A 22,133-nucleotide genomic window follows, 5' to 3' on the forward strand; every position below is an offset into this window, starting at 1 on the left:
AGTTGATTCAGGTCACTCGTTGTAGATTGAACAAAATATTGCCACTAAAAAGGCTTGTTTTCTATTTTTATGCGAATAATCTTGTAATTCTTACAACAAATCGACGACAGGCACTTTCCAATGACTCTTCGTATCGCAATCAATGGTTTTGGCCGTATCGGCCGTAATGTCCTGCGCGCACTGTATACCCAAGGCTATCGCCAGGATTTGCAGATCGTCGCCATCAATGATTTGGGCGACAGCTCGATCAACGCCCACCTGCTCAAATACGACACCGTGCACGGCACTTTCGATGCAGAGGTCGCCCACGATCAGGAAAGCCTGACCGTCAATGGTGACCGGATTGCCGTCAGTGCCATTCGCAACCCGGCCGACCTGCCGTGGGCGACGCACAAGGTCGACGTGGTGTTCGAATGCACCGGCCTGTTCACCGACCGTGACAAGGCTGCCGCCCATATTACCGCCGGCGCACGCAAGGTGATCATCTCCGCCCCGGCCAAAGGCGCGGACGCGACCGTGGTCTACGGCGTGAACCACGACATCCTGCGTCAATCCCACCAGATCATCTCCAACGCGTCGTGCACCACCAACTGCCTGGCGCCGGTCGCCCAGGTGCTGCACCGCGAATTGGGTATCGAAAGCGGCTTGATGACCACGATTCATGCCTATACCAACGACCAGAACCTGACCGACGTCTACCACACCGACCCGTACCGCGCGCGTTCGGCCACCCAGAACATGATCCCAAGCAAGACCGGCGCCGCCGAAGCGGTGGGCCTGGTGCTGCCGGAGCTGGCAGGCAAGCTGACCGGCATGGCCGTGCGTGTACCGGTGATCAACGTGTCGCTGGTGGACCTCACCGTGCAGTTGAAGAAAGACGCCACTGCCGACGAAGTCAACGCACTGCTCAAGGAAGCCAGCCAACACTCGAAGATCCTCGGCTATAACACCCTGCCGCTGGTCTCCAGTGACTTCAACCATAACCCGCTGTCGTCGATCTTCGATGCCAACCACACCAAGGTCAGCGGCAAGTTGCTGAAAGTGCTGGCCTGGTATGACAACGAGTGGGGCTTCTCTAACCGCATGCTGGATAACTGCCTGGCGTTGTGCAACGCCGAATAACGCGGTCCTGTGGGAGGGGCAGTACAAGCCCCCTCCCACATTTGTTCTATGCAGACACAGAGAAATAGCCACTTGCCATTTGAGTTGATGATAAGCATTATCATTAACTGCAAATCGGTCTGGTATCACTGTGAGCCAATCTCGCTTCAACCAAGTCTTTCTCACCCAACGGGTGATTCTGCTACGCACCTTGCAGCGGATGGTGAATAACCACAGCACCGCCGAGGACCTGTTGCAGGAAACCTACCTGCGCGTCACCCGGGCCCTCAGCGAGCGGCCGATCGATCACCTCGAACCCTTCGTCTACCAGACCGCACGTAACCTGGCGCTGGATCACTTGCGTTCACGCAGGATTCAAGCGCGCACCCTGCAGGAAGATGTACCGCTGGAGATCCTGCAAAGCGTCGCCGCCCCCATCAGCACCCCCGAAGACGCAACCCAGGACGAGCAATTGCTTGAACACCTGAGCATCAGCCTCGGCCAGTTGAGCGCACGCCAGCAGCAGATTTTCATCCTCAGCCGCCTGCACGGTTGCAGCTACCAGGAGATCGCCGATCAGTTGGACGTGTCCTTGAGCACCGTGCAAAAGGAACTGAAATTGATCATGGCCATTTGTGTAGGTGTGGCCGAAAGACTGGATCGGCCTTAAGCTTCAGCCGACAGAATTGTCGACCCAAGCTGTAGGAAAGATGAATAAAACGTGGCGAAGACCCGAGGAACACCGTGACGGACCCGAATAAACTGCGCCCCCATGAGCTGGCTCATGAGGTGTTGCAAGACACGGCTATGGACCAGGCCCTCGATTGGCTGATCGCCTTGCAGTGCCCAGCGCCCGGGCAGCAGGCCGAGTTTGAAGCCTGGCTGGCCCAAGACCCGGCCCACGTCCACGCCTTCGGCAAGGCCCAGGCCGCCTGGGGTGGCGCGCCGGTGCACAGCGCCGCCGTCGCCCTGGCCGCGCCGCGCAAGCCCAGGGGCTGGCGTCGGATCAGGCCGCACTGGAAACCGCTGGCCACCGCCGCCGTGCTGTTGATCGGCCTGTTCAGCTTCAGCAACCTGCCGGTACGCCTGCAAGCCGACCATCTCACGGTGGTGGGCGAACGCCAGCGCCTGCAATTGGACGATGGCTCGAAAGTGTTGCTGAACACCAATTCGGCGTTTTCCAGCAGCATCAAGGACCACCAGCGGATCGTCCGCCTGTACCAGGGCGAAGCCTTTTTCGAAATCATGCCTGGCCATGGCCTGCCGCTGGAAATCGACGCCGGCCCCGTGCGCGCCAGCGTGCGTGATACCGCCTTCGCCGTGCGCTACCTCAACGGCGAAGCCCAGGTGCAGGTGCAGCGCGGCGATGTCGACCTGAGCAACACCTTCGACGATGCCCGCGTGCGCCTGAGTGCCGGCGAAAGCATCCGCATCGGGCCCAAGGGCTTTGGCCAACCGGCCAGGCTGGATGCCAGCAAGGACCTGGCCTGGGTGCAAGGCCGGCTGATTTTCGAAAACTGTCCGATGAGCGAAGTGCTCGCCGAGCTGCGTCGTTACTACCCCGGCTGGATCGTCAACACCAACGACAAGCTCGCCAGCGTTGCCGTCACCGGCAATTACCGCCTCGACCAGCCCCTCGACGTAGTGCGCTCGCTGGCCCACATCACGTCCGCCAAGTTGTCGGAATACCCCGCGCTGGTGATTTTGAACTAAATGAGAATTATTTTTACTCGATAGCCTTCGGCGGTACGTCTCGTCTTAGCCAATGCAACTGATTCCTATTTGGTTCGGTTCGCAACTATAAGATTCGTATACCTTCCGGAGCGCTCTCGATGTCCTCTCGTTTCAACCGCCGGTCCTCCCCCCCCGTGCTGTCCTTGCTGACCGCCGCCATCCTGCTGGCCGGTTCGCCTGTGATGGCCGCCACTGCCGCCGAACCTGCCGCCCGCAGCCACGGCAACTACAGCTTCAGCATCGAGCAACAGCCACTGGTTTCGGCGCTGAACGCCTTTACCAGCGTGACCGGCTGGCAAGTCGGCCTGCCCGCCGAGCTGGGCCAGGGTGTGTCGTCCCCTGGAGTGCGCGGCGCCCTGTCGCCGGAGAAAGCCCTGGACCGGCTGTTGGTGGGGACCAACCTGAGCTACCGCAAGCTGGGCAATAACAACATCGTCCTGGAAAAGCGCACGGCGGGCAGCACCCTCAACCTGCAACAGGTGACCATCAGCGCCACCCGTAACGCGCAGGATGTGAACAGCGTACCGAGCACCGTCAGCGTGCATGATCGCGAAGAACTGGACCGCCAGAACGTCAACACCATCCGTGAGCTGGTGCGCTACGAGCCCGGCGTCTCGGTCGGCGGCGCAGGCACCCGTGCCGGCAATGCCGGGTTCAACATCCGCGGGATCGACGGCGACCGCATCCTCACCCAGGTGGACGGTGTGGAAGTGCCCGACAACTTCTTCAACGGCCCCTACGCCAAAACCCGCCGCAACTACGTCGACCCGGAGATCGTCAAGCGCGTCGAGATCCTGCGCGGCCCGGCCTCGGCCCTCTACGGCAGCAGCGCCATCGGCGGCGCCGTGAGTTACTTCACCCTCGACCCGGACGACATCATCAAGCCCGGCCAGGACGTCGGCGCACGCCTGAAGACCGGCTACAGTTCCGCCGACGAAAGCTGGCTGACCTCCGGCACCGTCGCCGGCCGCGTGCAGGACTTCGATGGCTTGCTGCACCTGAGCCAGCGCAATGGCCATGAGACCGAATCCTACGACGGCAACAACGCCACCGGCCTGGCCCGTACCGGCGCCAACCCCGAGGACGCGCGCACCACCAACATCCTGGCCAAGCTCGGCTGGAACTATGGCGATGACAACCGCTTGGGCCTGACCTATGAGAAGTACAAGGATGATCGCGACGTCAACCTGAAGAACGCGGTGGGCGGCCCGTTCATCGGCGGCCGAGGCTTCAACCTCTACCGTGATCGCCGTGGTAACGACACCATTACCCGCGAACGTTTCGGCCTGGAAAACAGCTTCGCCCTTGAGTCGCCGATTGCCGACCGGATCAAGACCAGCCTCAACTACCAGATCGCCAAGACCGACCAGACCACTGCCGAGATCTATCAGTCAGGTCGTCGTGTCCTGCGTACCCGCGACACGCTGTACCAGGAAAAACAGTGGATTTTCGATGCTCAGTTGGACAAAGCCTTCAGCCTCGGTGAAACCGATCACCAAGTGACCTACGGCACTACCCTCAAGCAGCAGAAAGTCACCGGCTCGCGCGAGGGCGGCGCGACCTGTGTGGCCGTCGGCAGTGGCTGCACCGCCATCGGCGCGCCCAGCCCGATTGCCACTGACAGCGTGAAGAAGTCCAGCGACTTCCCCGACCCAACCATCAACACGTATTCACTGTTCGCACAGGACCAGATCAGCTGGGACAAATGGACCTTTTTGCCCGCCGTGCGCTACGACTACACCCAGCTCAAACCCAAGCTGACCCAGGAGTTCCTCAACACCGTCAACCCGACGGGGACGGACCCGGTGAGCGACAAGGAAAAAACCTGGCACCGTGTGACGCCCAAGTTCGGCCTGACTTACGCCCTCACGGATCAATACACCTGGTTCGGCCAATATGCCGAAGGTTTCCGTACGCCCTCCGCCAAGGCGTTGTACGGCCGCTTTGAAAACCTCAACCTGGGCTACACCGTCGAGCCCAACCCCGACCTCAAGCCAGAAACCAGCAAGGGCATCGAGACCGGGATTCGCGGCAAATTTGACGAGGGATCCTTTGAGATCGCCGTGTTTTACAACAAGTACCGCGACTTTATCGATGAGGACAACGCCGTCGTCGGCGGCACGGTCGAACAGTTCCAGGCCATCAATATCAAGCGCGCCACCATCAAGGGGGCCGAAGCCAAAGGGCGCCTGAACCTGGATGCATTCGGCGCCCCGCAAGGCCTCTACACCCAGGGTTCGGTTTCCTATGCCTACGGTCGTAACGACGATAACGGCGAGCCGCTGAACAGCGTCAACCCGCTCAAGGGCGTGTTTGGCCTGGGCTACGACCAGGACAACTACGGTGGTCTGTTGAGCTGGACCCTGGTGAAAAAACAGGATCGCGTCGACAGCAGTACCTTCCACGCGCCGGACGGCGACACCAGCGGGCCCTTCAAGACTCCGGGCTTCGGTGTTGTCGACCTGACCGCCTTCTACAAAGTCACCCAGGACGTGACCATCAACGGCGGCCTCTACAACCTCACCGACAAGAAGTACTGGAACTGGGATGACGTACGCAGCTACGACAGTGTCGGCGAAGCCGCGGTGACCGGACCGGCCAACCTCGACCGCCTGACCCAGCCGGGCCGCAACGTTGCGATCAACCTGATCTGGGACATCTGACGACGCCCGACTCACCTCGTCGACATTTCAATGACGAGGTGAGGATTTTTTACTGTGCCGCGTCTTCTTGTTCGTCTAGTTGATAACAGCTCTCTTTAAGGGCCATAAGGCGCTCCCCCTTCTCAAGGACTTTTTCATGACCGCTTCTTCTACCGCAGAACGCCCAAGCCTGCGCTCCCAGCGCCTGAACCAGATTACCCACGAGCCACACACCAGGCTGGACGCGTTGGTGAAGGCCCACGCGCCGTTTGAAACCCAGGCCAACTTCGCGCGTTTCGTAGTGGCGCAGTACCTGTTCCAGTCGGAACTGGTGGCCCTGTACAACGATGCCGAACTGATCAAGATTGTGCCTGACCTGGCCGAACGCTGCCGCGCCGAAGCCGCCAGGCTGGACCTGGCTGACCTGGATACAGAAGTGCCAGCACCGGTCCCCGGCGCGCTGAAGAACCCAAGCAAGGCCGAGGCCCTGGGCTGGTTGTTCGTGTCCGAAGGTTCCAAGCTGGGCGCGGCGTTCCTGATCAAGCGCGCCGTAGGCCTGGGCCTGAGCGAAACCTTCGGTGCCCGCCACCTGGGTGAGCCGGCCGGTGGTCGCGCCGAAGGCTGGAAAAGCTTCACTCGCACCCTGGATGCGTTGCAATTGAGCGCCGAGGAAGAAGCCGCAGCGGAAAAAGGCGCGGTGGATGCGTTTGTACGCTTCACCGTGTTGCTGGAACAGGCGTACGCTAGCGCCCCTGAACTGGCCTGATCGCCCACATTGAAATGCAATCAACTGTGGGAGGGGGCTACACCCCGATGGCGGAGGGTCAGGTACCTATTTGTTGGCTGATGCACCGCTATCGGGAGCAAGCCCCCTCCCACATTTAAACCGCATTTCAATGCCGACTCTTTTGTTATCCCCTACTTTGCACACACCATGACCCGCAAACCCCAATCCACCTCGAAAATCGCACAGATCCTCTTCGGCCTGCTGGCCTACGTCAGCCTGGGCATCGGGCTGGTGGCGATTGTGGTGCCGGGTTTGCCCACCACCGAGTTCATCCTCCTGGCCGCCTGGGCCGCGACCAAAAGCTCGCCGCGCCTCAGTGCCTGGCTGGAAAACCACCGCCTGTTCGGGCCGATCCTGTTCAACTGGCGCAACGGCAGGATCATCGCGCGTCGGGCCAAGGTCAGCGCCACCGTGAGCATGCTGCTGTGCGCCATCCTGATGCTGGTGATGCTCGACCACGGCTGGCCGATCTACCTGGCGATTGCCGGGATGAGCCTGGGCAACCTGTGGATCTGGTCACGCCCGGAACGGCTCGCACAGCCCGTGTGACGCCGGCTGTAGCCGTTCTCCTACCGCTCATCGCCTGCCTCTCATGAATTAATTTGTTACGCCGATGTTTCAGACATAGCGCTGAATGGACTTGGCCTGCACTGCGAGCCCTCCAACATGCCCATTCGTGAGTGAACCTATGTTCGACACCCTCTCTATCCGCTTGAAAATCGTGCTGCTGTCCGGGCTCTGCCTGTTGGGGGTGATTGCGCTGGTGGTCGGCATCAACATCTACAACACCAACCAGAACGATCAGTTGGTCAGCGACTCAAGCTCGCGCATGCTTACCGACGGCGTGGAACAACTGCTGCAAGCCAGGGCCGCCGAACAGGCAGTGCAACTGCAGAAAACCTTCGGCGACAGCCTGCTGGCGCTGACCGCACTGGCCGACCAGGTCAAGGACCTGCGCACCATGGCCAGCAAGCGTGGCCTGGACGCCGGCGCGCTGCGCGAAGAAATCAACCAGAGCCTGAAAACCACGTTCGATCGCAACAGCAAAGTGCTGGGTTTCTGGCTGTCGTTCGAACCCAACAGCCTGGATGGCAAGGACAGCGAATTCGTCGATGACAAAGCGCGCGCCTCCAACGAAAAAGGGCGCTTCTCCAGTTATTGGAGCCGTGCCGGCGGCGTAGGCTTGAACACCGTCATGGTCGAAGAGGACCTGAACAAGACCACCCTCACCCTCAACGGTACGCCCTACAACATCTGGTACACCTGCCCACGGGACACCCGCACTACCTGCCTGCTGGACCCATATGAAGATACGGTGGGCGGCAAAAAGGTGCTGATGACCACCATCGCTTCGCCGCTGATCGTCGACGGCAAACTCATCGGCGTCATCGGTGTGGACATTGCCCTCACCGCCCTGCAAGCCACCACCGACGCCGCACAGAAAGACCTGTTCAACGGCGCGGCGCACCTGGAGATTCTTTCCAGCACCGGCCTGATTGCCGCCTACAGCGGCGAACCGGACAAGGTCGGCAAGAACCTGATCGACACCCTTGGCGCCGAAGGCAAGGAAATCGTGCAATTGCTGGCCAGTGACAACCGCATGATCCGCGAACAGGGCGACACTATTCGCGCCGTGTACCCGGTCAAGCCACTCGCCGATGCCAAGTCATGGGGCGTGGTGATCAAACTGCCCAAAAGCGTGATGCTGGCCGATAACGTCAAGCTGCAGGCGGTACTCGACGACGCCCAGGCCAGCGGCACGCTCAAGGCCTTGCTGGTCGGCGCCGCCGCCGGCCTGCTCGGCTTGCTGCTGATCTGGCTCACCGCCACCGGCGTGACCCGCCCGATCAACAGCGTCGCCGCCATGCTCAAGGACATCGCCAGCGGCGACGGCGATCTCACCCAGCGCCTGGCCTATGCCAAGAAAGATGAACTGGGCGAGTTGGTGAACTGGTTCAACCGCTTCCTCGACAAGCTGCAACCGACCATCGCGCAGATCAAGCAAAGCATCACCGAAGCCCGTGGCACGGCTGACCAGTCCTCGGCCATCGCACGCCAGACCAGCGAAGGCATGCAGGTGCAGTTCCGCGAAATCGACCAAGTGGCCACGGCGTCCAACGAAATGAGCGCCACCGCCCATGACGTCGCCAACAGCGCCTCCAATGCCGCCAGCGCGGCACGCGGCGCCGACCACTCGGCCCGTGAAGGCATGTCGATCATCGAGCAGAGCACCCGCGACATCACCACCCTTGCCGAAGAAGTCAGCAAGGCGGTGGGCGAAGTCGAAGCCCTGGCGGTCAACAGCGAACAGATCGGTTCAGTCCTGGAGGTGATCCGCAGCATTGCCGAGCAAACCAACCTGCTGGCGCTCAACGCGGCGATCGAAGCCGCACGCGCCGGGGAAAGCGGCCGAGGGTTTGCGGTAGTGGCCGACGAAGTGCGCAACCTGGCCAAGCGCACACAGGATTCGGTGGAGGAAATCCGCCAGGTGATCGAACGCATCCAGAGCGGCACCCGTGGCGTGGTGGCAACCATGCACTCGAGCCAGAGCCAGGCCCAGAGTAACGCCGGGCAGATCCATCAAGCCGCGCAGGCCCTGGGCAAGATCAGTGATGCCGTGACGGTGATCAGCGACATGAACCTGCAAATCGCCAGCGCCGCCGAGCAGCAAAGCGCCGTGGCCGAAGAGGTCAACCGCAACGTCTCGGCGATCCGCACCGTGACCGAAACCCTCACTGGCCAGGCCACCGAGTCGGCGGCCATCAGCAGCCAGCTCAATGCGTTGGCCAGCCAGCAGATGAAACTCATGGATCAGTTCAAGGTTTAAGAAACACCACGGGACCCATGTGGGAGGGGGCTTGCCCCCGATAGCGATGTGTCAGCTACCGATGAGTTGACTGACACACTGCAATCGGGGGCAAGCCCCCTCCCACATTTTTGACCGCCTACTGCTTAGAGACCCGTCCAGGCCTGCACAAACGCCGCCACATCTTCCTTCGGCGCCGTACGCGGTGGGTTCTGCGGTGTCCCCAAATAAAGGAAGCCAATCACCTCCTCATCCGCCGTCAGCCCCAGGCCTTTGGCGACATGAGCCGAGTAGGACAGTTCACCCGTGCGCCACACCGCACCAATCCCCTGGGCATAGGCCGCCAGCAGAATACCGTGGGCCGCGCAGGCGGCTGCCAACAGTTGTTCAGACTTGGGCACCTTGAAGTGTTCCTGCAGGCGGGCAATCACCACCACCACCAGCGGCGCCCGCAGCGGGCCGTTCTGGGCCTTGTCGATGACAGCCTGGGGAGCATCGGCGTCCTGCAGGCGAGCGGCTTCGGCCAACAGCGTGCCCATCTGCTCACGGGCGGCACCTTCCACGGTGAGGAAACGCCAAGGGCGCAGTTGGCCGTGGTCGGGCGCACGCATGGCTGCGGCGAACAGCACATCGCGCTGCTCCTGGGTCGGTGCCGGTTCCAGCAAACGCGGCACGGAAACACGGTTGAGCAAAGCGTCGAGAGCCTGCATTGGCCACCTCCAGAAAAAAATGTGCGGTCATTCTAGCGGGAATGAATCGGGATGCCACCAAACGATAATTGCTCTTATTCAATCCGCCCCGCCCTGTTAGACTTTGCGACCTTATTTTCAGCCTTGGTCCGGGAAACTCGATGTTTCGTTCGCTTTTTCGCCTGTGCGCAGCGTTGATGGCCTTGAGCCTGGCCGCCTGCGACGACGCCCCACGCTTCACCAAGGCCGAGCCGGGTGAAGCGCGCGCGGGCGGCGCGACGACGGTGAACAAGCGCGACCAGAATGCGTTTTCCCTGCCCTCGGCCAACCTGTCGCCCACCCGCCGCCTGGATTTCAGCGTGGGCAACAGCTTCTTTCGCAGCCCCTGGGTGATCGCGCCGTCCACCACCACCGCCCGCGATGGCCTGGGCCCGCTGTTCAATACCAACGCCTGCCAGAACTGCCATATCAAGGACGGCCGCGGCCACCCGCCGCTGCCCGACGCGGCCAATGCGGTGTCGATGCTGGTGCGCCTGTCGATTCCCCTGTCTATCCAGGACCAGCCGCCCTACGCCAAGCTCATCGAGCAAATCGGGGTGGTACCGGAGCCCGTCTACGGCGGGCAACTGCAAGACATGGCGGTGCCCGGCGTGCCGCCGGAAGGCAAGGTGCGCGTCGACTACACGCCGGTCAACGTCACCTTCAAGGACGGCACCGTCGTCGAGCTGCGCAAGCCCGACCTGCAAATCACCCAGCTCGGCTATGGCCCGATGCATCCAGATACACGCTTCTCCGCACGCATCGCCCCACCGATGATCGGCCTGGGCCTGCTCGAAGCCATCAGCGACGCGGACATCCTGCGCAATACCGACCCGCAGACCGCCGACAAGGAAGCCCTCGTCGGCCGCGCGAATCGGGTCTGGGATGACGCCGAGCAAAAAACCGTACTCGGGCGTTTTGGCTGGAAAGCCGGGCAACCCAACCTCAATCAACAAAATGTTCACGCGTTCTCTGGTGATATGGGCCTCACCACCTCCCTGAGACCCTTCGATGACTGCACCGACGCCCAAGTCGCCTGCAAACAGGCACCCAACGGCAATGGCCCCGATGGCGAGCCGGAAGTCAGCGATAACATCCTGCGCCTGGTGCTGTTCTATACGCGCAACCTGGCAGTGCCCGTGCGCCGCGACGTCGACACGCCGCAGGTGCTGGCCGGGAAAAACCTGTTCTACCAGGCCGGTTGTCAGGGTTGCCATAAACCGACATTCACCACCGCTGCGAATGCCGCCGAACCCGAGTTGGCCAACCAGGTGATTCGCCCCTACAGCGACCTGCTGTTGCACGACATGGGCCCAGGCCTGGCCGACAACCGCACGGAATTCAAGGCCGGTGGCCGCGACTGGCGCACGCCGCCGTTGTGGGGCATCGGCCTGACGCAGACCGTCAGTGGCCATACCCAGTTCCTGCATGACGGCCGCGCCCGCAACCTGCTCGAAGCCGTGCTGTGGCACGGCGGCGAAGCACAAGCGGCGCAGCAGCATGTGTTGTCCTTCAATGCCGAGCAGCGTGCTGCGTTGCTGGCGTTCCTGAATTCTTTATAAGCTTCGCCCCAATTACAGAAGGGAGCTCGACATGTTCCGTCCCAAGTTGTTGTTCACCAGCCTGGCCGCCCTCGCCCTGGGTGCCTGCTCGCCACAAGACCCGCAAGCCGTGACCTCGGCGGCGATCGCCAAGCAGGTGATCCTGCCGACCTACAGCCGCTGGGTCGAAGCCGACCGCCAGTTGGCCGTCAGCGCCCTCGCCTACTGCCAGGGCAAGGAAAGCCTGGACACTGCCCGCGCCGACTTCCTCCACGCGCAAAAAGCCTGGGCAGAGTTGCAACCGCTGCTGATCGGCCCGCTGGCCGAGGGCAACCGCTCGTGGCAGGTACAGTTCTGGCCGGACAAGAAGAACCTGGTGGGCCGCCAGGTCGAGCAACTGGTCGCCGCCCAGCCGCAGATCGACGGCACCGCACTGGCCAAGTCCAGCGTGGTGGTGCAGGGCCTGTCGGCCTACGAATACATCCTCTACGACGCCAAGACCGACATCGCCGACGAGGCGCAGAAAGCCCGTTACTGCCCGCTGCTGGTGGCCATCGGTGAGCGCCAGAAAGCCCTGGCCGAAGAGATCCTGGCCAGCTGGAACAGCACCGACGGCATGCTCGCGCAGATGAGCAAGTTCCCGAACCAGCGCTACGCTGACTCCCACGAAGCCATCGCCGATCTGCTGCGCGTACAAGTGACCGCGCTGGACACCCTGAAGAAAAAACTCGGCACGCCCATGGGCCGCCAGACCAAGGGCATCCCGCAGCCGTTCCAGGCCGATGCATGGCGCAGCCAGTCGTCCCTGCAAAGCCTGGAAGCCAGCCTCGCCGCCGCCCAGACCGTGTGGGTCGGCGTGGACAACAAGGGCCTGCGTGGTTTGCTGCCGGCGGACCAGAAGCCGCTGGCCGACAAGATCGACGCAGCCTATGCCGCCGCGCTGAAACTGTTCGCCAGCAACCAGCGCACCCTCAACGAACTGTTGAACGATGACGCCGGGCGCCAGCAGCTCAACGACATCTACGACAGCCTCAACGTCGTCCACCGCCTGCACGAAGGCGAGCTGGCCAAGGCGCTGGGGATCCAATTGGGCTTCAATGCCAACGACGGTGACTGATGATGCTCAGGCGACAGGCTTTGGCGATCGGCAGCGTGCTGCTCAGCGCACTCACGTTGGGTGGCTGGACGCTGTTCAAAGGGAAGGACAAGCGCCCGCTGCTGCTGTCGGCGCGCGATGATGCAGACGGCAAGCACTATGCCGTGGGCTTTCAGCTGGACGGCAAGCAGGTCTTCGCCACCCAGGTTGGCCAGCGCTGCCACGACATCATCAACCACCCGACGCTGCCGATTGCGCTGTTTGTTGCCCGCCGCCCGGGCACTGAGAGTTACCTGATCGACCTGCGTAATGGCGCACTGTTGCAAACCATCACCTCGAACGCCAACCGCCACTTCTATGGCCATGCGGTCATCCACAAGAGCGGCGATTGGCTGTACGCCACCGAGAACGACACGTCCGACCCCGGCCGTGGCCTGCTCGGTGTGTACAAGTTCGAAGGCGAGCGCCTGGTGCACAGCGGCGAGATCTCCACCCATGGCATCGGCCCGCACCAGGTGTCGTGGATGCCCGACGGCGAAACCCTGGCGGTGGCCAACGGCGGCATTCGAACCGAAGCCGAAAGCCGCGTGGAGATGAACCTCAACGCCATGGAACCGAGCCTGGTGCTGATGCACCGTGACGGCACGCTGATCAGCAAGGAAACCCTCGGCCAGCAGATGAACAGCGTGCGCCATATGGGCATCGCCAGCGATGGCACCCTTCTCACCGGCCAGCAGTTCATGGGGCCGTCCCAGGAGCGCTCCGAGTTGCTGGCGATCAAGCGCCCGGGCCAGCCGTTCGTGGCGTTCCCGGTGGCCGATGAGCAGTTGCAGGCCATGGGGCATTACACCGCCAGCGTCGCCGTGCACAGCGAATTGCGCCTGGTGGCGTTGACCGCACCCCGTGGCAACCGTTTCTTTATCTGGGACATGGACACTGCCGAGCTGCGCCTGGATGGACCGCTGCCCGACTGCGCAGGCGTCGGTGCAGTGGCAGACGGGTTTGTCGTCACCTCGGGCCAAGGCCGTTGCCGCTACTACGATTGCCGCCAGAAACAGTTGGTCGCCAAACCGTTGGAATTGCCGGCAGGGCTCTGGGATAACCACCTGCATCTGATCTGAGCTGCGTAGATACCGTCTAGCCAACATCGCGCCCCCGTAGCAGACGCCTTGCGGATAAGGTTTGAAAGGCAAAAAAAAAGGGCCTCGCATCGCAAGGCCCTTCTTCGGGGGTTTGAATCGTTTCAACTTTGCGGCCTCATCCCTTGAGACATCCCAAACATGAACAACAGCAACTCATGATCAGGCTTGACCGCCGCACTCGCCTTGGCGACGCGGGGCAACAGGCATTGCCCGCCGCCTTGCACCGCACTGAGTACCTGTGTGCGAGGTTGCTCCCATGCGGCCAGGGCCAGGGCCGCAATGCCCATCGCCCCGACCAGGAACAGACCTCGTGCTATTTCTAGCTTCATCTGGTTAAACCCTTGATAGCGCTGCCAAACGCCGCTTCATAAAAGTAGCTGAGTTTTTCCCAGTCGGTGCTGTTCCACGACGAATGGCGACGCAGCTGCAACATGTCATGGGAGGCTGCCCGATAAGCGGTCAAGCGCTGGCGGCATTTCTCGAAGTCCAGCAGCGCCACTTCCACCTGGGCCGAGTCGCCCTCGCCCGTCACCCGCACGAAAATATGCTTGATGTACAGGCAACCGTGCTGCCAGCGTCCCTTGTGCATGCGGGCCAGGGTAGCGGCCAACTCCTTGAGCAAGCGCTCGTGCACCTGCTCGCCATACTGTTCGCGACCACCGGCGGCGTACCAGTTTTCAATTTCGTCGAAGCCATCGAGCGCGGCGGTCACCAGCAGTGCCTTCCAGCGGTGCTCGGGGTCACGACGCGCCTCACAAAAGACCATTTCGGGCACGCGAACATCCAGCAGTCGCAGGCCCTTGAGGGCATCGCGCTCGCGCAATACGGTTGGGCGTCCAAACGGATGCAGCCAACTGCGGTAGATATGGCCCGTCTGACGCTTGCTGTAGAGCAAACGGCCATTGGCGCTGAGTACACGCTGTACACCACTTTCACCGCCACGCCGGCGATTGGGCTCTTCGACCCACTCGCCTTGCTGACGCCAGAAATAATCGAAGCGTTCTTCGGGAGCTACGTGACTGCCTGCTACGCACTCAACTGCCATCCTGTTACCTCTTGCGCAATACATACACCCGCCACATGGCGTAGAGCGGTATGAAGTCCAGGGAGTCCTGAACACGAAAACCGGCTTGCTCGAACTCTGATTCAACAGTAGCAGCCGGTAACACAAATCTGTTTTGGTAACCTTCCTGCTCACCTGTCTTGCGACGCTTTCCTTCCAGACGCTTGCGTTTCCAGGCTTTGAAATTGCCATCGACCCACAGCGAAATGATCACGCTGTCGCGGGTAACCCGCTGAAACTCCCGCAGAATTGCCTGACGGTGCGCCGGGTCACCAATGTGGTGGAGCAGGCGCATACAGAAAATGCTGTCGACCGAGTTATCCGGCAAATCGATATCGAAGGCAGATGTCTGCAAGGGCCGTACCCGTTTCACCACTTCTGCGGGCTGGGCGGCCGTCGCTACCTTCAACATGGAGGCCGAGTTGTCGGCGCCGATGATCACACGGTTGGGTTTTTCCGCCAGCAGCGGCCAGAAACGCCCGGCGCCACACGGCAGGTCCAGCACCAGGCCTGGCTCGCCGGCCATCGCCAACGCGCCACGGGCCAGTTGCTCGTCGCGTTTGTGTGACAACCGGCGCGCCAGATTGTCCTGATGCTTGAGCAAATATTCGTGGGCGTGCTGGTCGTCGTACTTTTCGGAAAATTCGAGCTTGATCGGGGTAGGCATCAACGGATCTCCAGTTGCTGATGCCTACAACCTTAAGCAGCGTCCTGTGATCAACAGGTCAACCCCTTGTGAAAAACTTGTCCTGTCCAATCCCATACATTTCAAGACTTTACAGACACAAGCAATATCATGGGGCCATCTTCGCCGATTTACGGGGATCTCTGGCAGGATAACGGCAGAGGGACCGGTCAGGCGTTGACCTGACTCAACTGAACATGAAAGCGACAGCCATTGGGCTCCACGGTGCTGAGGGTAACGCTCCAGCCCTGGTTCTCGCAGATGCGCTGGACCAGTGACAACCCCAACCCCAGGCCCTCACCGCGCTTCTCACTGCCGCGGACGAACGGCTCGAACATCGCTTCGCGCTTGTCTTCGGGAATGCCGACGCCGCTGTCTTCCACCACAAACCCGGTCGGCTCCAGGGTCAGCCGGATGAAGCCGCTTTCGGTGTAATGCAGGGCATTGCGCAACAGGTTGCCCATCACGGCATGCAGGAAGGTCGCGTTGTAACGCGTATCCAACGGGTTGCCCGGCTGGTAGATCAACTCCAGACCCTTGTGCTCGATGGGCTCGCGCCAGATGCCGAGCAGATCATCCGCCACCTGGGACAGATTGACCTTGGGTGACATGCTGCCGTCATCATGCTGAGCCCGGGCCAGCATCAGAAAGGTTTGCACCAGTTCGCGCATTTCTTCGCAGGCGCGGGCGATTCGCTCGACCTGGTTACGCCCACGCTGATCGATAGCCGGGTTTTCCAGCAACAATTCGCAGGAGCTGGCCAGGACCATCAAAGGCGTGCGCAGTTCGTGGCTGACATCGCTGGTGAACAACTGCTCGCGGGACAATGCCTGGCGCAGGCGCCCCAGCGTGGCGTCGAAGGCCACCGCCAGCTCACCCACTTCGTCGGCCGCGTAGTCCGGGGCCAGGGGCGGCGCCAGGCCCAGCAACTGGTCGCGATGCCGCACCTGGCGGGCCAGGCGCACCACCGGCGCCATCACTTTACGGGCCAGCACCCAGCCGAGGAATACCGCCAGCGCCAGGCTGAGCACGAAGCCCACCAGCACCACGGCAAACAGCACGCGCTCGCGCTCTTCGAAATCGCTTTGATCCTGCAGCAGCACATAGCGCCGACCGTCGACCACTTCGACCATGGCGTGGTACGACAGGGCCTCGCGAAACACCTCATGAAACCCTGGTTCCAGATGCCGCAGGTCCTTGGGCAATTCAAAATCCCCGGGGCCACCGCTGAAGTAAAACAGCTGGTCGGGCTCGGGGCGGTGCCGCCAGTCCTCGACGGTGTCCATCAGCAGCAGGCGCTGCAGGTCACCGCCCAAGCCTGCCGAGATCAATTTCTCTTCCACCAGGTGCACGGTGGCGACGATGCCCATGGCGAAGGCCCCCGCCACCAACGCACTCATCAAGGCAAAGGCGATGATGATGCGCTGGGCAAGGCTTTGCTTAAACTCCATCACGGCCCTCGGCCAGGCGGTAACCCACACCATGCACGGTTTGCAGCAACGGCTTGGCGAACGGCTTATCGATCACCTGGCGCAATTGGTGCACGTGGCTGCGCAGGCTGTCGCTGTCCGGGCAGTCATCGCCCCACAGCGCCTCTTCCAGCACTTCCCGACGCAGTACGTGGGGACTTTTCTGCATCAAGACCGCGAGCAGCTTGAGACCGACCGGGTTGAGCTTGAGCAGGCGCCCTTCGCGGGTCACTTCCAGGGTATCGAGGTCGTAATTCAGATCGGCCACTTGCAGGGCGCGGCGACCGCCACCTTGGGCACGGCGCAGCACCGCTTCGATGCGCGCGGCCAGTTCTGACAGGGCAAACGGTTTGAGCAAGTAATCGTCGGCACCGGACTTGAAGCCCTGCAGCCGGTCATCCAACTGGTCGCGGGCGGTGAGCATGATCACCGGCGTGTCGCGGCGGGCGTCTTCACGCAGGCGCTTGCACAAGGTGTAGCCATCGATGCCAGGCAGCATGATGTCGAGCACGATCAAGTCGTAATGCTCGGTGGCGGCCAGGTGCAGGCCCGACAAACCGTCCTGCGCACAGTCCACGGTGTAGCCTTTTAGCCCCAGGTAGTCGGCCAGGTTGGCCAGAATATCGCGGTTGTCTTCAACCAATAGAATTCGCATGGGCAGTGTCTCCGTACGCGGTAACGGCCGTGTTGGCTCGCGCAGCTTAAGGCCAAGTGTGGCTCAGGGATAGAGCGGAAAGGAGTGCCAATAAAGGTTTTCAACCGATTCGGCCTACCAACGAGTTTTTCACTATAGCTTCACAAACTGACTACAGTGTCAGGCAGAAGATCGCCCCCCATTGATATAAGGAACATGGACATGGGGTTGCTCAAGACGGCGCCAATGCGCTATTTGCTGTTGGTAACCGGTGCCTGGCTGGTTATTTTCCTGCTCACCCGCAGCGTGCTGCTCATCACCCATTTGGATGAAGTCGGCGGCAACCTGCTGCCGGTGTTTGGCGTGGGCCTGCTATACGACCTGGGCTTCCTGGCCTACGCGGCACTGCCGCTGGGCCTGTATTTGCTGCTGTGCCCGCCCGCGCTGTGGCGCCGGCGCGGTCACCGCTGGTTCCTGCAGGCCGTGCTCACCGTCAGCCTGTTTGCCATGCTGTTTACCTCGGTGGCCGAGTGGCTGTTCTGGGATGAGTTCGGCGTGCGCTTCAACTTCATTGCCGTCGATTACCTGGTGTACTCCGACGAGGTGTTGAACAACCTGCTCGAGTCCTACCCGATCGGCAAACTGCTGAGCCTGCTCGCCATGCTGGCGATTGTCTTGAGCCTGGCCTTGCGCAAACCGTTCAATGCAGCGATGAGCGCCCCACTGCCGCCGATGCGCGGTCGCCTGGTGAATGCCCTGGCCCTGTTGGTGGTTACCGGCCTCAGCCTGCAGCTGATCAGCCAGGACAGCCCGCGAGCCCAGGGCGGCAACGCCTACAAGAATGAACTGGCCAGCAATGGTCCGTATCAGTTTTTCGCCGCATTCCGTAACAACGAACTGGATTACCCACAGTTCTACAAAACCCTGCCGACTGAGGTTATCGCCACGCAACTGCGTGCAGAGCTGAGCGAACCCAACGCCCGCTTTATCGGTCAGGACCCGCTGGATATCCGCCGCGCCATCACCAATCCGGGCACGCCGCGCAAACCCAATATCGTACTGGTGACCATCGAAAGTTTCAGCGCCAAGTACATGGGCAGCAACGGCGACGAGCGCAACCTCACGCCTAACCTGGATGCGCTGCGTAAACAAAGCCTGTATTTCAATAATTTCTATGCCACCGGCACCCGCACCGACCGTGGCCTGGAGGCGATCACCCTGGCGATTCCACCCACGCCCGGGCGCTCGATCGTCAAGCGCATCGGTCGTGAAAGCGGCTTCGCCAGCCTGGGGCAACAGCTCACGGCCGTCGGTTACGACAGCGTGTTTGTGTACGGCGGGCGCGGGTACTTCGATAACATGAACGCGTTTTTCAGCGGCAATGGTTATCGCGTCGTGGACCAGAGCAGCGTGCCCGAGTCAGAAATCTCGTTCAAGAACGCCTGGGGCATGGCTGACGAGGACCTGTACAACCAAACCCTGAAACTGGCCGACACCGACTACGCCAAGCAGCAACCCTTTTTGCTGCAACTCATGACCACCTCCAACCACCGCCCCTACACCTACCCGGATGGGCGTATCGACATCAAATCCGGGAATGGCCGCGACGGCGCGGTGAAATACACCGACCACGCCATCGGCCAATTCCTGGAAGCCGCCCGCCAAAAACCCTGGTTCGATAACACGATCTTCATCTTCGTCGCCGACCACACCGCCGGCAGCGCAGGCAAGGAAGACCTGCCCATCACCAACTACCAGATTCCGCTGTTCATCTATGCGCCCAAGCTGATCGACGCACGGGAAAGCGCACAACTGGCCAGCCAGATCGACCTGGCGCCCACGCTGCTGGGCCTGCTCAACCTGAGCTACGAATCCACCTTCTTTGGTCGCAACCTGTTGCAGGACAACCCACTGCCAGCTCGGGTGGTGGTCGGCAACTACCAGCACCTGGGCCTGTTCGACGGCAAGGACCTGGCCATTCTCAGCCCACGCCTGGGCCTGCGCCGCCACGACCAGGCCCTGGGTGAGAGCCAGGAGTTGCGGGTCGGTAGCGATGACCCGTTGATCCAGCGGGCGATCACCTACTACCAGGCCGCCAGCTATGACTTCAAACAACAGTTACTGAGCTGGAGAGCGCCCAAGGAAGAGGCCCCGGCACTGAGCACGCGCTAACCAAAACGTCCTGTACAGGTCAGTACGGGACGTTTTTCACCAGGGTCCACCATGGGAACCATCCCCGCCGTCCCCGTCTCCAAACCTCTCAACCTATGGCTCTGCCTGGGCATCCCCGGAGGCGCTGCGCTCCTATTGCTGTTGCTGGAGCTGACCTCGCTGGACATGGACCTCGCCAAGCTGTTCTACAACGGTGCGGAGGGCGGTTTCATCGGACGTTACAGTTTCTTCCTCGAAGACATCCTGCATGACCGTGCCAAACAGTTGGTCATCCTGTTCTCGGTCCTGGCGATCCTGGGATTTGCCGGCACGTTTATCCTCCGACGGCTCAAACCCTACCGTCGTGAACTGGGCTGCCTGGTGCTGTCACTCGGGCTGGCGACCGCGTTTGTCGCTCCGCTGAAAACCATCACCGGCGTCCAGTGCCCGTGGAGCGTCCAGGAATTCGGCGGTCAGGAAACCTACAGCAAACTGCTGAGCCCTCGCCCGCCCACCGATAAACCCGGGCGCTGCTGGCCCGGCGGTCATGCCGCCACCGGGTTCGCCTTGTTCGCCTTGTTTTTTGCACTGCGTGACCGGCAGCCACGGATGGCGCGCAGCGTATTCATCTTCGCCGTCGGCTTGGGCAGCGTGTTTTCCGTCAGCCGCATGATGCAAGGCGCGCACTTCTTTTCCCATAACGTGTGGACGGCAATTTTCTGCTGGCTGATCTGCCTGGGGCTGTATTGCCTGTTGCTGTACCGGCCCTCCACGCGCGCAACGCCCACCTGAAGCCAAGGCAGCGCCCACAAAAAAGCCCCGCCTGCATCACTGCAGGCGGGGCTTTTTCAGTACAGGGGTAAGGCTGGCTTACATCATGCCGCCCATGCCACCCATGCCGCCCATGTCTGGCATACCGCCGCCAGTCGAGCCTTCAGCCTTCGGCTTGTCAGCGATTGCAGCTTCGGTGGTCAGGATCAGACCACCGATGGAAGCTGCGGCCTGCAGCGCGGAACGAGTCACCTTGGTAGGGTCCAGGATGCCCATTTCGATCATGTCGCCGTAGACGCCAGTCGCAGCGTTGTAACCGTAGTTACCTTTGCCGTTCTTGACTTCGTTGACCACAACACTTGGCTCGTCGCCGGAGTTGGCAGCGATCTGACGCAGCGGTGCTTCAACCGCACGACGCAGCACAGCGATACCGACGTTCTGATCAGCGTTGTCGCCGGTCAGGTTGGTCAGGGCTTCCAGGGCACGGATCAGCGCAACGCCACCGCCAGGTACCACGCCTTCTTCGACGGCTGCGCGGGTTGCGTGCAGGGCGTCTTCAACGCGGGCTTTCTTCTCTTTCATTTCAACTTCGGAACCCGCGCCAACCTTGATCACTGCAACGCCGCCGGACAGCTTGGCCAGGCGCTCTTGCAGTTTTTCACGGTCGTAGTCCGAGGACGTCTCGGCAACCTGGGCACGGATCTGAGTGATGCGCGATTGGATGTCGCCGTCAACGCCAGCACCGTCAACGATGATGGTGTTTTCCTTGGAGATGGTCACGCGCTTGGCGCTACCCAGGTTTTCCAGGGTGGCGCTTTCCAGGCTCAGGCCGATCTCTTCGGAGATAACGGTACCGCCGGTCAGGACGGCGATGTCCTGCAGCATGGCCTTGCGACGGTCGCCGAAGCCTGGAGCCTTGACGGCTGCGACTTTAACGATGCCACGCATGTTGTTCACAACCAGGGTCGCCAGGGCTTCGCCTTCAACGTCTTCGGAAACGATCAGCAGTGGGCGGCCGGCTTTGGCAACGGCTTCCAGCACTGGCAGCATTTCGCGGATGTTGGAGATCTTCTTGTCGACCAGCAGGATCAGCGGGCTGTCCAGCTCGGCAACCATGGTTTCCGGCTTGTTGACGAAGTACGGGGACAGGTAGCCACGGTCGAACTGCATGCCTTCGACAACCGACAGTTCGTTTTCCAGGCCAGTGCCTTCCTCAACGGTGATCACGCCTTCTTTACCGACTTTTTCCATGGCTTCGGCAATGATGTCGCCGATGGAGCTGTCGGAGTTGGCGGAGATGGTGCCTACCTGGGCGATAGCCTTGGTGTCGGCGCAAGGCTTGGACAGGTTTTTCAGCTCAGCGACGATGGCGATGGTGGCCTTGTCGATGCCGCGCTTGAGGTCCATCGGGTTCATGCCGGCAGCAACGGCCTTGTAGCCTTCGTTGACGATGGCCTGAGCCAGAACGGTGGCGGTGGTAGTACCGTCGCCTGCGTCATCGTTGGCACGGGAGGCAACGTCTTTGACCAGCTGCGCGCCCATGTTTTCGAAACGGTCTTCCAGTTCGATTTCTTTGGCGACGGAAACGCCGTCCTTGGTGATGGTCGGAGCGCCGAAGCTCTTCTCGATGATCACGTTACGGCCTTTCGGGCCCAGGGTCGCTTTTACTGCGTCAGCCAGGATGTTGACACCGGTGAGCATTTTCTTACGGGCGGAATCGCCGAATTTAACTTCTTTAGCAGCCATGATCGATATTCCTTAAATACTTTGTAGTAACGGGAAA

The 22,133-nt window shown here is 61.4% G+C and carries 19 protein-coding genes and 1 pseudogene; 13 read left to right on the forward strand and 7 right to left on the reverse strand.

Translation table 11 applies throughout. The annotated features are described in order from the left end of the window. Positions 1-120 precede the first annotated feature (120 nt). The 8 genes and pseudogenes from gap (at position 121) to BB029_RS34165 (ending at position 9,091) form a co-directional block, all read left to right on the forward strand. The gene (gap, locus tag BB029_RS11010; protein WP_065939193.1) at positions 121-1,122 is read left to right on the forward strand and encodes a type I glyceraldehyde-3-phosphate dehydrogenase; all 1,002 of its coding nucleotides are present in this window, start codon (positions 121-123) and stop codon (positions 1,120-1,122) included. Between the two features lie 130 nt (positions 1,123-1,252). Next, positions 1,253-1,771: an RNA polymerase sigma factor gene (locus BB029_RS11015; protein WP_065939194.1), complete on the forward strand. Its 519-nt coding sequence runs from the start codon at positions 1,253-1,255 to the stop codon at positions 1,769-1,771. A gap of 74 nt (positions 1,772-1,845) precedes the next feature. Beyond that, positions 1,846-2,814 (forward strand): FecR domain-containing protein, encoded by a 969-nt coding sequence (locus tag BB029_RS11020; RefSeq protein WP_065939195.1) that lies wholly within the window; start codon positions 1,846-1,848, stop codon positions 2,812-2,814. Positions 2,815-2,933: 119 nt separating this feature from the next. Next, positions 2,934-5,498 (forward strand): TonB-dependent receptor, encoded by a 2,565-nt coding sequence (locus BB029_RS11025; RefSeq protein ID WP_065939196.1) that lies wholly within the window; start codon positions 2,934-2,936, stop codon positions 5,496-5,498. A 136-nt stretch (positions 5,499-5,634) separates the two neighbouring features. After that, the gene (locus BB029_RS11030) at positions 5,635-6,243 is read left to right on the forward strand and encodes a biliverdin-producing heme oxygenase (protein ID WP_065939197.1); all 609 of its coding nucleotides are present in this window, start codon (positions 5,635-5,637) and stop codon (positions 6,241-6,243) included. A 168-nt stretch (positions 6,244-6,411) separates the two neighbouring features. Then, positions 6,412-6,813: a YbaN family protein gene (locus BB029_RS11035; protein ID WP_027605492.1), complete on the forward strand. Its 402-nt coding sequence runs from the start codon at positions 6,412-6,414 to the stop codon at positions 6,811-6,813. 412 nt (positions 6,814-7,225) lie between these two features. Further along, positions 7,226-8,233: pseudogene (locus BB029_RS34160) on the forward strand (HAMP domain-containing protein); the annotation flags it as partial. 102 nt (positions 8,234-8,335) lie between these two features. Next, a complete protein-coding gene (locus BB029_RS34165) occupies positions 8,336-9,091 on the forward strand; it encodes a methyl-accepting chemotaxis protein (RefSeq protein ID WP_371263365.1) in 756 nt (251 codons plus the stop codon). Positions 9,092-9,216: 125 nt separating this feature from the next. On the opposite strand, the gene BB029_RS11045 is transcribed toward BB029_RS34165, so the two are convergent. After that, positions 9,217-9,780: an NAD(P)H nitroreductase gene (locus BB029_RS11045; RefSeq protein ID WP_027605490.1), complete on the reverse strand. Its 564-nt coding sequence runs from the start codon at positions 9,778-9,780 to the stop codon at positions 9,217-9,219. Between the two features lie 140 nt (positions 9,781-9,920). Between BB029_RS11045 and BB029_RS11050 the strand changes: the two genes are divergently transcribed. Genes BB029_RS11050 through BB029_RS11060 form a run of 3 tightly spaced genes read left to right on the forward strand, consistent with a single transcriptional unit; the run spans position 9,921 to position 13,556 of the window. Continuing rightward, on the forward strand, positions 9,921-11,360 hold the full coding sequence (locus tag BB029_RS11050; protein WP_065939199.1) for a di-heme oxidoredictase family protein: 1,440 nt from the start codon (positions 9,921-9,923) through the stop codon (positions 11,358-11,360). Between the two features lie 31 nt (positions 11,361-11,391). Further along, positions 11,392-12,456 (forward strand): imelysin family protein, encoded by a 1,065-nt coding sequence (locus tag BB029_RS11055; protein WP_065939200.1) that lies wholly within the window; start codon positions 11,392-11,394, stop codon positions 12,454-12,456. Between the two features lie 2 nt (positions 12,457-12,458). Then, complete coding sequence (locus BB029_RS11060; RefSeq protein WP_065939261.1) at positions 12,459-13,556, forward strand: DUF1513 domain-containing protein; 1,098 nt, start codon at positions 12,459-12,461, stop codon at positions 13,554-13,556. A 122-nt stretch (positions 13,557-13,678) separates the two neighbouring features. Here BB029_RS11060 and BB029_RS11065 read toward each other — a convergent pair whose 3' ends face one another. From BB029_RS11065 to colR, 5 genes are all read right to left on the reverse strand, one after another. Then, positions 13,679-13,906: a hypothetical protein gene (locus BB029_RS11065; RefSeq protein ID WP_027605486.1), complete on the reverse strand. Its 228-nt coding sequence runs from the start codon at positions 13,904-13,906 to the stop codon at positions 13,679-13,681. After that, positions 13,903-14,622, reverse strand: coding sequence for a lipopolysaccharide kinase InaA family protein (locus BB029_RS11070; protein ID WP_065939201.1), 720 nt, complete (start codon positions 14,620-14,622; stop codon positions 13,903-13,905). Before BB029_RS11070 ends, BB029_RS11065 begins: the two co-directional genes overlap by 4 nt. Before the next feature lie 4 nt (positions 14,623-14,626). Next, positions 14,627-15,307, reverse strand: a complete 681-nt coding sequence (locus BB029_RS11075; protein ID WP_065939202.1) for a class I SAM-dependent methyltransferase — start codon at positions 15,305-15,307, stop codon at positions 14,627-14,629. A 188-nt stretch (positions 15,308-15,495) separates the two neighbouring features. Then, the gene (locus BB029_RS11080) at positions 15,496-16,776 is read right to left on the reverse strand and encodes a HAMP domain-containing sensor histidine kinase (RefSeq protein WP_065939203.1); all 1,281 of its coding nucleotides are present in this window, start codon (positions 16,774-16,776) and stop codon (positions 15,496-15,498) included. Continuing rightward, positions 16,766-17,449, reverse strand: coding sequence for a two-component system response regulator ColR (colR, locus tag BB029_RS11085; RefSeq protein WP_027605482.1), 684 nt, complete (start codon positions 17,447-17,449; stop codon positions 16,766-16,768). Before colR ends, BB029_RS11080 begins: the two co-directional genes overlap by 11 nt. A 201-nt stretch (positions 17,450-17,650) precedes the next feature. Here colR and BB029_RS11090 point away from each other — a divergent pair, with 201 nt between their 5' ends. Both BB029_RS11090 and BB029_RS11095 read left to right on the forward strand, forming a co-directional pair. Continuing rightward, complete coding sequence (locus tag BB029_RS11090; protein ID WP_065939204.1) at positions 17,651-19,600, forward strand: LTA synthase family protein; 1,950 nt, start codon at positions 17,651-17,653, stop codon at positions 19,598-19,600. A 51-nt stretch (positions 19,601-19,651) separates the two neighbouring features. Beyond that, complete coding sequence (locus BB029_RS11095; protein ID WP_065939205.1) at positions 19,652-20,371, forward strand: phosphatase PAP2 family protein; 720 nt, start codon at positions 19,652-19,654, stop codon at positions 20,369-20,371. 78 nt (positions 20,372-20,449) lie between these two features. Here the strand turns inward: BB029_RS11095 and groL are convergent, their stop codons facing one another. Next, entirely contained in the window at positions 20,450-22,096 is a 1,647-nt protein-coding gene (groL, locus tag BB029_RS11100) for a chaperonin GroEL (protein WP_065939206.1), read from the reverse strand. Positions 22,097-22,133: the final 37 nt, after the last annotated feature.

The organism is Pseudomonas sp. S3E12 (genome assembly GCF_001702295.1).
GTDB classification, from domain to species: domain Bacteria; phylum Pseudomonadota; class Gammaproteobacteria; order Pseudomonadales; family Pseudomonadaceae; genus Aquipseudomonas; species Aquipseudomonas marginalis.